Source organism: Halobacteriovorax marinus SJ, assembly GCF_000210915.2.
GTDB classification, from domain to species: domain Bacteria; phylum Bdellovibrionota; class Bacteriovoracia; order Bacteriovoracales; family Bacteriovoracaceae; genus Halobacteriovorax; species Halobacteriovorax marinus.
The window spans coordinates 1,511,300-1,523,394 of record NC_016620.1; the positions used below are offsets into that span (position 1 = coordinate 1,511,300).

Annotated in this window: 10 protein-coding genes; 4 read left to right on the plus strand and 6 right to left on the minus strand. The window is 37.9% G+C overall.

Annotated elements, in window-relative coordinates; translation table 11 throughout:
* Positions 1–42: 42 nt before the first annotated feature.
* Complete coding sequence (locus BMS_RS07310; RefSeq protein ID WP_014244171.1) at positions 43–447, plus strand: response regulator; 405 nt, start codon at positions 43–45, stop codon at positions 445–447.
* Here BMS_RS07310 and BMS_RS07315 read toward each other — a convergent pair.
* Positions 439–2,151, minus strand: a complete 1,713-nt coding sequence (locus BMS_RS07315; protein ID WP_014244172.1) for a mechanosensitive ion channel family protein — start codon at positions 2,149–2,151, stop codon at positions 439–441. The genes BMS_RS07310 and BMS_RS07315 overlap by 9 nt on opposite strands.
* A 140-nt stretch (positions 2,152–2,291) precedes the next feature.
* Here BMS_RS07315 and BMS_RS07320 point away from each other — a divergent pair, with 140 nt between their 5' ends.
* The gene (locus BMS_RS07320; RefSeq protein WP_014244173.1) at positions 2,292–4,667 is read left to right on the plus strand and encodes an ATP-dependent Clp protease ATP-binding subunit; all 2,376 of its coding nucleotides are present in this window, start codon (positions 2,292–2,294) and stop codon (positions 4,665–4,667) included.
* A gap of 55 nt (positions 4,668–4,722) precedes the next feature.
* Positions 4,723–5,073, plus strand: coding sequence for a Crp/Fnr family transcriptional regulator (locus BMS_RS07325; protein ID WP_014244174.1), 351 nt, complete (start codon positions 4,723–4,725; stop codon positions 5,071–5,073).
* On the opposite strand, the gene BMS_RS07330 is transcribed toward BMS_RS07325, so the two are convergent.
* Both BMS_RS07330 and BMS_RS07335 read right to left on the minus strand, forming a co-directional pair.
* Positions 5,070–5,645, minus strand: a complete 576-nt coding sequence (locus tag BMS_RS07330) for a leucine-rich repeat domain-containing protein (RefSeq protein WP_014244175.1) — start codon at positions 5,643–5,645, stop codon at positions 5,070–5,072. The two genes, BMS_RS07325 and BMS_RS07330, sit on opposite strands and share 4 nt — an antisense overlap.
* Complete coding sequence (locus BMS_RS07335; RefSeq protein ID WP_044557388.1) at positions 5,645–8,989, minus strand: hypothetical protein; 3,345 nt, start codon at positions 8,987–8,989, stop codon at positions 5,645–5,647. The genes BMS_RS07330 and BMS_RS07335 overlap by 1 nt, the downstream gene beginning before the upstream one ends.
* A 282-nt stretch (positions 8,990–9,271) precedes the next feature.
* Here BMS_RS07335 and BMS_RS07340 point away from each other — a divergent pair, with 282 nt between their 5' ends.
* Positions 9,272–9,670, plus strand: coding sequence for a hypothetical protein (locus BMS_RS07340; RefSeq protein ID WP_096909339.1), 399 nt, complete (start codon positions 9,272–9,274; stop codon positions 9,668–9,670).
* A 9-nt stretch (positions 9,671–9,679) separates the two neighbouring features.
* Here BMS_RS07340 and panD read toward each other — a convergent pair whose 3' ends face one another.
* From panD to pgsA, 3 genes are all read right to left on the minus strand, one after another.
* Entirely contained in the window at positions 9,680–10,021 is a 342-nt protein-coding gene (panD, locus tag BMS_RS07345) for an aspartate 1-decarboxylase (protein WP_014244178.1), read from the minus strand.
* 138 nt (positions 10,022–10,159) lie between these two features.
* Positions 10,160–11,356, minus strand: coding sequence for a phosphoserine phosphatase SerB (gene serB / locus BMS_RS07350; protein WP_014244179.1), 1,197 nt, complete (start codon positions 11,354–11,356; stop codon positions 10,160–10,162).
* Positions 11,356–12,039, minus strand: a complete 684-nt coding sequence (pgsA, locus tag BMS_RS07355; protein WP_052590612.1) for a CDP-diacylglycerol--glycerol-3-phosphate 3-phosphatidyltransferase — start codon at positions 12,037–12,039, stop codon at positions 11,356–11,358. The genes serB and pgsA overlap by 1 nt, the downstream gene beginning before the upstream one ends.
* Positions 12,040–12,095 lie beyond the last annotated feature (56 nt).

The window sequence follows — 12,095 nt, forward strand, 5'->3', positions numbered from 1 at the left end:
TTATTTCCGAATAATTACTAAAATAATTGATGGGAATAATTTATGGAAAAGAATCAGCTCGATTGTCTTATTATTGATGATGACCCAGGTATCTGTAGGGTTCTAAAATCTTATTGTGAAAATCTAGGTGTCTTTAGGCATATCATCATTGCTGGTGATGGAGTGCTTGGCTGTAATAAATTAAGAAATCAAAAATTTGGACTTATTCTTCTCGATGTCAATATGCCAAAGAAGAGTGGTCTCGATGTCATTAATGAGCTTGGTACAGATCAGCTCAACCGAATAGAAGATGTAATTATAGTCTCGGGTGAGTTAGATAAAGATAAAATCACATCTATCCTTGGTAGTGGTGTTAAGAACTTCATTATTAAGCCCTTTAAAGAAGAGCAATTTCAAGAGAAAGTTCTTCCAATTATTAAGAAGAACTTCTCAAAGAATTCAAAGTGAAATTTCATCACTTGTGATTTTTCCACTCCTATGGTGTTTTGTGCTAATAGGAGTCTCAGTTATTCCCTTTGCCAATTCCTTACCATAGACTAGCGCCTCAAAGTCACAATTCTCCTTGGCCTTCTGTTCTTCATTAAAGAGATGAAGAGTCTGTGTTGGGAAGGCGAAGTCAATTCCAAGCTCTCTACCAAGTCTTAGAATATCAATGAGTAATCTATGTCTCTCTTGAAGCTCCGCACTCCAATCTGGTACACGCCAAAAGAGATAGACTAGAATCTCTAGACTAGAATCACCCATTCCGTTGAAGTAGACGTGAAAGTAATCCTTCCTAGTCCACTTGTGAGAGAGAATAATTTGTCTAATTCCCTCACAGAAAGCTTCAATTTTTTCAACTGGAGTATCGTATTGAGCACCCAATTTCGTTGTATATCTTCTGTAGGTTCTCTTTCCTAAATTATCTACAGTCGCATTTGTAAGTGATCCGTTTGGGAGGGTGATAATTGAGTCATAAAAAGTTTTAATTCGCGTAGATCTAAGTCCAACTTCAATAACGGTTCCCTCAGTCTTTGAATCAACAACGATCCAATCTCCAATACTAAAAGGTCTATCAATTAGAACTGTGAGCGAGCCAAAGAGGTTAGAGATCGTATCCTTTGCTGCTAGAGCAAAAGCAATACCACCGATCCCTAGACCGGCCAAGATATTCTTCATATCTAGAGTTAGTGAGTCCCCAATAAAGATGATTCCAAAACAATACACAAGAAACTTGGCAGATTTTCTAATGAGCGGAATGAGCACATCATCAAATTTATTCTCTGACTCCAACGCCTTCTTTTCTAGGTACTGACAAATGACATCAATGATCTGTGTAATAGTAAAGACACTTGCAATTGTGAAAGCAATATAGCCAATTCGAAGTAATGGTCCAAGTATCGTGTCCGGAAGCTCTAGAAACTCTAGTCCAAATATCCAGAAAATGGAAAAGAAGAAAAATCCCTGTGGAGAGAAGAAGCCCTCTCTCTTTTGTGTAAAGTGTATATTTTGGCTTTCAAAGATTGACTTGATTCTTGCTATGATTATAAGTCGAATAAGCTTCTCTAAGATATGCCCAAAGAAGACTAAGGCAAAGAGGGCGATCCACTGGCCATTGAGAATAAGAAATGATCTCTGAGAAGTCCAACTTGGAAAGAATGATTTAAACTTCTCCTTCCATGACTTGAGTTCAATAACACCCTTGGCGACATTATTTGAGCGTACACTCTTTTCAAAGTCTTCGATACTAGAGAGAGTCTGAGGTGTGAATCTCCACATCTTATCACTATCTCTTGCAATAGATATCTCTAGGAATATTTCATTTCCATGATCAATAATTCTCTCTTTCTTGTAGATCCAAAGATTTGAATCTTTCATTTTATCTGGAATCTTCGCTATATTTATATACTCCAGACGGTCTAATGTATTGATCAGTCTCTTGGCCGCTAACTTAGCTGTCGAAACTCTAGAGGTCTGATCTAGCTGACTTGTGTTTAGGGCCTTTATGGCCAGATTAAGACCTTCTTGATCACCTTTTTTAAAACCTTTCATAGTTTTTAAAAAGTAATTCATCGTAGATCTTGGTGACTCTAAAGTTGGTGCAGGATAGTTAGAGGCAAGCAAGTTAAATTGAGTAAAAAGACAGAGTATAAGAATAATTTTTTTCAACATTTATAAACCTTAAGCATTAGAATTTATCTTATTTTAAGGGGGAAAAAGGGCATTGAAAACAAAAAATCTAGGGCCACCCTTGACGAATCTCATATCGATATCATCTTTATTAGGAGAAATAATGGAACGAAGGAGTTTCTATGAATAAATTTGATTCGATTATTACAGGCTCTCTAGATATCGCTCAGTCTGAGGCCTTAAAGAGAAAGAACTCAACTTTGAGTGCAGTTCACTTATTGTGGGGACTTCTCACAAACCCTCAAACATTTTCTAAAAAGGCCCTGGCGGCTCATAAGAAAGAAGTTTTAAAGCTCTTAGAGGCCCTTCCTACGGTTTCTAATGCAATTTCTGTAGAGCAATTAAGACCAGACGCGAGTCTGAGTGAGTGGCTAACATTTGCTTCTAGCGATGTCGTGCAAAGAGGTGGCGAAAGTGTAGGAGAGAGAGACTTGTTAAAGTACTTACCAAAGATTTTTCCACAACTAGATATTGATTATAACGAATTTGCAAATGAAGAAAGTGAAAGCGAAGTCCCGAGTTTTTTAATAAATTTAAATGAACTAGCTGAGCAGGGGAAGCTCGATCCCGTTATAGGGAGAACAAAAGAAATTCGCGCAGTGATGGAGATTCTTGGTAGAAGATCCAAGAACAACCCTATTCTTGTGGGTCCTGCCGGTGTGGGAAAGACCGCCATTGTTGAGGGACTGGCCGAGTCTATTGTTAAAGGAAATGTTCCCGATGTCCTTGAAGGAAAGACTGTTTACTCCCTAGAGATGGGCTCTCTTATGGCCGGAACAAAGTTTAGAGGTGAATTTGAAGAGAGGCTTCAAGGACTTATAAAGTTTTTAAAAGAAAAAGCGGGAGAGTGTATTCTCTTTATCGACGAGATTCATCAATTAGTTGGTGCAGGTAAGACTGACGGTGCAATGGATGCTGCCAATCTTCTTAAGCCGGCACTTGCTAGAGGTGAACTCAATTGTATTGGTGCGACTACTGATGAAGAGTATCAGAAGTATATTTTAGGTGACTCAGCACTGGATAGAAGATTCAGATCAGTCCCAGTCTTAGAACCTAGTACAGAAGATGCTGTAGAGATACTTATGGGAGTAAGAGATAAGCTAGAGGCCCATCATGGAATAAAAATTTCTGATGAGGCAGTATATAACTCTGTCTTTCTCTCTGATCAATATATTAAAGATAAGAATCTTCCAGACAAGGCGATAGACTTAATAGATGAGTCAGCATCTGCACTCAAGTTATCAGCTGAGGCGATGCCATCTAAGCTTGTAGATTTGGAATCACTAATTCGCTCTAAAAAGATTTATTCAAAGATAGAAAAGAATAGTGCTAAAGAAAAAGAACTAGAGAGAGAAATTGCTGAATTAGAAAAAGATTTTAGTGAGCAAAAAAATCTATGGGAAAAAGAAGTTTTCTCTATGAAGCAAGTCTCCACATTAAAAAGTGATTTGGAGAGGTATAAATTTGAACTTGAGCAGGCCGAAAGAAAACAAGATTATGAGAAGGCCTCTGAATTAAAGTATTCACTTATTCCAGAGACAGAAGCAGAGCTAGAAAAGTGCGCTCATGAATGGGTATTAGGGGCAAAGGATATTGCCAACGTAATCTCCAGACAAAAAGGGATTCCTGTTGAGAAGATTCTAAAGTCTAAGCAAGAAAATATCTTAAAAATAGAAGATTATCTAAGATCAAAAGTCTATGGACAAGAAGAGGCCCTACACGAAATAAGCGAAACACTCATCGCTTCCCATGCTGGACTTAGTGATCCGAGTAGACCTCTTGGCTCATTTCTCTTTGTGGGCCCATCTGGTGTAGGGAAAACTGAAACAGCTAAGTCAGTCTGTGAATACCTTTTTAACGGGCCAGATAATCTTATACGTTTAGATATGTCTGAGTTCTCAGAAAAGCATTCTATCGCAAAACTCATTGGCTCGCCTCCTGGTTATATTGGACACGATGAAGGTGGTGTTTTAACTGAAGCAGTGAGAAAGAAGCCTTATTCGGTTATTCTCTTTGATGAAATCGAAAAAGCTCATCACGACTTCTCTGATATCTTACTTCAGATTCTAGATGATGGAAGGCTAACTGATAGCAAGGGAAGAACAGTTGATTTTAAAAATACAATTATAATGTTAACGACAAACTCAAAGAATCTTGAACTGGATTTCAAGCCTGAAGTTTTAGGACGTATTGATGCTAGACTCAACTTTAACGAATTAAGTGAAGATGTTATGCATGAACTTGTCTCTAAGCAAGTCAGACTATTGAACGATAGATTAACTGAGAAGGAACTAACAGTTGAGCTTGGCGATCAGCTTATCGATCATATTTCTAAACTAGGCTATGATCCTCGCTATGGTGCTCGACCACTTCAGTCTGTCTTTAATCGAATTGTAGTTCGACCTCTCTCTAAACAGATACTTAAGGGCGAGCTTGGAAGAGATAGAATTGTTCTAAATTGGTCAGATGCTTCTGGAGGAGAGCTCACTTTCAACTAATCTTTACAGGCAGACAGAATTTGCTAAAATAAATAAAAAACAAATGAGGTGAATTTTGTCTGCTGATATTATCGAATTAAAAGCTGGTGAATATTTAATTAGAGAGGGAGAGGAGAGTGCTCAAATGTACTATCTTCAAAGTGGCTCTCTAGCCGTTTACAAAGTCCGTGGTGGAGCAGAGAATCAGATTGGCACAATCTATTCTGGTGAGCTTGTTGGCGAGATGTCTTTCTTAGATAAGGAACCTAGGAGTGCTTCAGTAAGGGCCATCAGTGAGGTAAAACTCTTAGTTATTCCTGTTGATAAATTCGAGAAGTATTTTAATGAACAACCATCTTGGTATAAAGCGCTTATCAATACGCTTCTAGAGCGACTAAGAAAAGCGAATGCTAGAATTAGAGTTTAATTAAACCAAATCTTATAATTTAAAAAGAGCTCATTCTTTGTCTCTTCGCTAAAGAGATTATTTTCTAATGAAAGGTGGTTGAGTTTTTTTAGCTGGGCCAACTCTCTTGGAATTGACGTTAGCTTATTCTTATCTAGATTTATTCTTTTCAAATTCTTAAGTTCACCTATGCCATTTTCAATATTATTGATCTCGTTGCCACTAGCAAATAACTCGCTAAGTTTCTTCAGATCATATGTCCAATTTGGAAGTGAAGTCATTTTATTATTACTAAGATCAAGAAGTTCTAAATTTTCAAAGTGAATACTCTTACAATCTAATGATGCAATTTTGGAATTCTTAATCTTGAGAATTTTTAAGTGAGGCATTTTATAAATAAACCCTGGAAGCTGTACAAGTTCAGGGATATTTATAGAGAGAGTTTCTAAGTGAAGTGCTGACTCTAAGAAATCGGGAAGCTCTGCCATAGAGCCTCCTATAATTTCTAGTCCTGAGTACTTTGAGAGATCACTAATTTCATCTAGAGGAAAACGATTTTGATTCTTTCTCAACTTAATGAGTTTTACTGCCATTAGAATTCCTCTTTCTTCTTTTTCTTTAACAGTACTGGCATGGCACTCATCTTATATCTCTCAGATAAAATCTTAAAGATACTAGTCTTTGTATTGAGATTAATTCCATCAGTGTCTCTATAGATCTGTCCATCTGCACCAACATAGGTCTGTGAGCTTCCCATTGTTGATCCAGTGCTACTTCCACCATTAGAGTTTCTTCTTCTATCTCTCATCTTATTTAACTCTGATAAGTCAATGTCAGCTTCAGAAACTTCATCACCATCAAGTCCAGAAAGATCTAGATCATTAACATTGAAGGCATCTTTCTTCTTACTTGCTTTGGCCTTTCCTGAATTTGCTAACACTCCTTTTTGTTCACCAGAACTTGCGCTTGCAGAGCTAACACTTTTTGAATCTGCTGAGTCACCATCTTTTGTTTCTTTGTCGTTAATGGCCTTATCGTTAGCATTTCTTGCAAACCTGGATGATCTAGAGTTTAAAGAATCAGAATCTAGACTATCACCAGGGGAAGAATCTGAAGACGAGTTCTTTTTCTTTGTGATTTTTGCACCGTTTTGAGAATTGCCACTCTTTGTTCCATTTTTTCCACTGACTTCTTTTGGAATATTAATTTTAAAGCCACTTAGCTTTTTATTAATGCTTGATAGGGCCTCTGAGTTATCACCCATTTTTCCAAAAGATGTCTTTCCTTTAGATGGATCTCCCTTTGCAAAGAAGTTTGCTCCATCGATGAGAAATTGCGAATTACTTGAGAGGTCTCCCGCCTCAAAAGAACCAAAATTTGGCATATTGAAACTGGTACAAGTATTAGCTGATTTACAAGCACAAGACTCGTCAATAGAAATCTCTCCATCGCCCGATCCAGACATACACACATTTGGATTTCTCTTAATCTCCATCGCTGCATCTGAGATACCTGTGCTCACGTCCATAGCTATACGGGCCTGCTTAAGTAATTCTGCATATTGATTATTAATGGCCTGAATACTTGCTAGACCCATGCTATTCATTTCAATATTCTTAGTTAGCATATCAACGACTGATTTTAAGTACGCGGCTCTAGTTTCAGGTAGAGGGAAACCAGTTTGCTCGATGAGCTTTCCATAGACTTCTGGAGAATTCTTTTGCATATATTCTCTAAATCCTAGCATCATCGGTTGATTAGGGTAGAGATGTTCAATAGTAACAGGGTTCTTTCTAAGGTCTACTTTTAAAGAAGCATTATAAGTTTGAAGTCTCCATGCTCCTACTTTCATATTTAGATATTGAGCAAAACTTCCCGACTGGTCGTGAAGTCCAATACCACTTTCTAAATTTACAGCAAATGCTTGTGGAAACATAACTCCTGTTAATTTATCACCAATATTTTCAGATTGATCTTTCAAGTAAAGTCCAACGCGCTTTAAAAGTCCTAGCATTTCAACTTTCTTAGGGATCCTTTCGTCATAGGCAAGTGAACTCTTGGCCCCTTGTAGATTTCTAATCCACTCGATAGTCTGTGCAATCTTAGTTTCTGACTCTAGGGCTTCGTGAGTAACCTGTGCCGTCACTTGTTGCATAATTCTCGATTTAGGGTAGATAAGTGGAATTGTCGAAGGTCTATTGAGCATTTCAAAGTTTGCGTCTTCACCTGGATAATTACACATCATATGTGTATGAATTCTTGCTTCCTGTAATTCTTTCTTCCACTTCGCAATATCTTGATTCGCCTTTGCTAAGTCCTTTCTATACATGGCAAGAAGGGCGATGGCCGCTGCAAGTGCTCCGGCCCTACAACCACAACAGCCAGGACATGTACTATTGATTGCGACTAAGATAGCGATAATAGCAATATAAATTGTAATTGAGTTTTGTGCTTTCTTCTTTTCGGCAATGGCCTTATCAAGCTGGGCCTGTGCTGCTGCCACTAGGGTAGACTTTGTAGAGACTTCCATTAAGGCCGCTGCATGAGCCGCCATAAAGAGTTTGAGAGCGTCTTGTTGAGAGCTTACCTTTGTCTCTGTGAACTCAGCAAGCTTTCTATAAAGTGCCGCCATTCTCTCGATTGAAGCGTATTGTTCATCTTCATCGTCAGAGGCCACGTTATCATTTTCAAAGAGACCATCTCTTCCGTCATCTGTTTTACAATTTGCTGTGGCATTTTCAACTTTTAAGTTTTGAAATTGAGGATATCTCTTCTGATCGCTTGGTAGTTTTTGGTCGGCAGCAATCTCTTCTATAGACACACACTTTAAAATACATTCCTTGGCCACCTTAGTGTATTCACTCGTCGTATTTAAATGGTTGGCAATATAGGTTGCAGTCGCGGCCTTAAAAAGAGGGTAGGACTTAGACTTCACTCTTGAGAAGTCGACACACTTTAAATTAGTCATACCGGCCGAGGCCATTGAAAGAATCTCTAAGTTAGAAATTGTATTTCTACCTTTTTGAGTTGATTCATCAGGAGATGCCTTTGCTCTTTCAAAAATAAGAAAGTCAGCGTTGTGTGATGACTCTCTTTGAACTTCAGCAATTCTCTCTTCTGCAATTCTAAGATTCTCTGCGGCCATATCTTCTTGACTTTGAATCTTTGAAATTAAATCTCTATATTGTTTCTCTTGAATGCCTGCTTGAACCCTAGCAACTCCAACGGCTTTATCAGCATCTTTAACAGAGTTCTTACCATCCGTTAGCGCATTCTTTCTAATCTCTGCTTTGAGTCTATACTTTCTTGTTTGTAATTGTTGTAAAACAGCGTTCTCTTTAAAGTGTTGAGCGCGCAACATACTAAGCTTTGCACGGTCACTAGAGTTTAGAAATGAGTCATCATATCTGTTTTGAAGACTTCTAATTTGATCTTGAATTCTATCTACGACAGCTTGTTGTGCTGCAATCTTTCCATCAATTTCACTTCTCTCTTTTTCAAGAGCATTCTGCTTATCAATATTATTGGATTGTCCTGGCTCTTGAAGACCGATCCCACCTGTCGCTGTATTAAGGGCTTCACTACCACTATTTAATGATCCTTCTTTGGCATCAATTCCGGTGAAGCTTTGATCGAGCTCACTAAAGCCTTGTTGAGTAAGGCTATTTCTATACTCTCTTTGGGCCTCTCTATTATCCTCAGCTCCTTGATAACCAGTTTCACACTTTGAAAGATTTCCATTAGTGAGGTTCGTGGCATCATTTCTTTGATGAGCATCGTAGTTGGCCTTGGCCTGTGACTCTTGTTGTGAATCAACAGTGGCACTAGAGACGTTTGACTGTGCGTAGATACTTCCAATGTCGTAGAAGAATAAACTCCAGCACATAAGCATAGTGAGTAGGTCTTTGATGAGTATAAATTTATTTGCCTTTTTCATAAGCATTTCCAGAAATAGTGTTTATATAGACTATTTTACGAATTTTCCTAAATATATCCAATGGGAAATATCGGATAATTGGGAACTTAGGAGATTATTCTATATGATTTTGGTCATTTATCACCTGAAAATACATTTAGTGCCCTCCTAGCATTGGTAAAAATGCGAGCCTCTATTAATTGGCAGCACTTTCTAGGGGTTCTCACCATTAATTATATTATTTTTGTTTTTTTCAATATGGATATAAACTATGAGAAGTTGATTCTTAATTTTGGAGTATTTATGAAAGTTATTTTCGTTCTTTTGTTTTCATTTACGGCCTATGGTGTTGACTGTGGGAATGAGATTGAAAAGCTCTGTGCAGGTGCTAAGAGTGACTTTGCAAAATGTGTAAAAGAAAATGTTTCTAAACTGCCAGCTCAGTGTCGCTCAGAGGTATCGAGCTTTAGTAATATGGCCAATGATCTTGGTTCAAATTGTATGGGCGATTTAATGAAGTTCTGTCCTATTGATATGAATGAGATGCAGAATAATTTAGAAACTGCTTCATTGAAACAAGCTGAGTGTTTGAAAAAGAATAAGAGTAAATTCTCTGCTAAATGTAATGAGCTATTGAATAAGCTATCTAAGGCATTAGGTGGAGATATTGATGGTGGTTCGAACGCTAAGAAAATTCGCTAATCTCAATTTTTAGAGATAGCGAATAAATTTATTCTCTTTGTCGACTAGGATACACTTTGGTTCAATTGGCTTTTCACTGAATTGAAAACCGATGATGATTACTTCTTCACCTTTTTTAATAAGGTGTGCTGCTGCACCGTTGATGCAGATTTCACCACTGCCACGACTTCCTTCAATCACATATGTTTCTAGACGAGCACCAGATGTGTTAGAGACAATGAGGACTTTCTGGCCAGGCCAAAGGTCAATTTTATCCAATAGATCAGGGTCGATAGTGACACTACCAACATAAGAAATATCGGCTTCAGTAATGATGGCCTTATGAATTTTAGACTGCAGCAATTCGCGCATTTCATCTCCAAAAATAAATTTCAAAAGAAATCCAAGTGAGTTTTAATACTTTTGGTCCAATCTTCCAAGAATTTTCTAAGAAATAGTGAAAAAATTCAAGGCCTTTTCTAATTTAAGGCCTTGAAATTATTTATAGCTTTAAAGTAATTCACTTGAGTCAGTGATGCCCAAAAAGTAGAGAATACTTGTCATTGGACCGTGGCTCATATGCTGTTCAGCTTCTTTTTTTACTACCTCTTTGGCGTGAAAGGCAATTCCAAGACCTGCTGTGGCCAGCATTGGGAGATCATTAGCACCGTCACCAATGGCAACTACCTGCTCAAGAGATATGCTCTCTTGTTGAGCGATGAGCTTAACTAAGAGGGCCTTTTGTTCGGCATTTATAATCGTACCAACAACATTTCCAGTTAATTTACCATTTACGATTTCTAGCTCATTTGCAAAAGCATAATCGAGTCCTAGCTTTTCTTTAAGAGCGTTGGCAAAGAATGTAAATCCACCTGAGATAACCGCAACCTTATAACCAAGAGTCTTGATAGTGTGGATAAAATCTTCAACCCCTGGAGTCAGTGGAAGAGAGTCTAGAATATCTTTCATCTTTGAAGCCTCTAGACCTTTTAGCTTAGAGACTCTCTTAATTAGACTCTCATCAAAATCAATTTCACCATTCATGGCCTCTTCAGTGATTTTTCTAATTTCATCACCTACACCGCAAGCATCGGCCAACTCGTCGATGACCTCAGTTTGAATAAGAGTAGAGTCCATATCAAAAACAATTAAGCGCTTACTTCTTCTAAAAATATCGTCTTTTAAAAATGCCACATCTACTTGGTGACCATTAGATGTTTTTAGAAGTTCGGCCTTGACCTCCTGCCAATTCATTCCTATTGGAACTTGAGTTGAGATCTCTAGAGACTTAAACTCATTTGGTGAGACCTTATCGATTCTCTTTATATTGATTCCATGTTTAGAAAGTATTGTTGAGATATCACAGACAAAGGCCGCGCTCAGAGGTTCAACACTAACGCAATTTAAAATAAACTTTTCCGTTTTCTGTGACTTTGCCTTAGGCTCCACCACTTTATAGTCTAGTGTTAAGTTGAGGTTATTGGCAGCAAAGAGTAGGTCTTTGAGTACGTGATCTTGTTCTGTATTTTCATTTGCGATATTAATCACAAAGCTTAGAGAGAGAAGTCCGTGAGTTACTGACTGACCCATATCTAAGAGTGAGTTATTTGTTTTTTTAATAATACTCATTAACTCTGAGGTGATCCCTGGATGATCGGGGCCAGAGACTTTGATGAGAACATCTTTTCCGTTCAATTCTTTTGGCATTACTTTGTTTCTCCTGGCGCTGGAAATGCTTCGGCTTGCTCACCCTTTGATTTTTCTTTAATTCTTTGGGCCTTGGCTTCATTTCGAGCGCTCTTTAATTTCTTCATAGTATTAAATGAATAAAAACAAGCTGAGTAAAGTGATAAAAGTGCGGCAATATAGATAAATGCTGTACCTAGTGCCGGAAAAGGTATTCCAAAAGGATGGTCAAATGCAAAGAGCATAGGAATGGATACCATCTGTAGTGCAGTTTTCCACTTACCAGAATTATCGACTGGAACTTTAAATCCTTTTTCCATGGCCAGTAGCCTGAGTGCTGTAATGTATATTTCTCTAAGCACTAGAATAATAACTAAGAGAGCGGGGATTCTTCCAAGCGCTTGTAGGAGAATAAGTGAGCTCACTACGAGAAATTTGTCAGCGATTGGATCTAGAAAAGAACCAAAGACTGTGACAATACCTCTTTTTCTAGCAATATAGCCGTCAAAGAAATCCGTGATGGATGCCGCAACAAAAGTCCACGCAGCCAAATATCCCAAGTGATAGTGATAGGGCTCAAATGTTTTGAAGTCCGAAAGAATCAGTAGTATCGATGTGACGATAATGGGAATTAAAAGCACGCGGAATATAGTCAAGCGGTTTGGTAGGTTATCTATATCCCATTCATTATTATGTGAAGTCATTAGCGACATCCTTAATCTTTATGTTTCTTTGATTATGCTACGGCAAGAGGAATAAT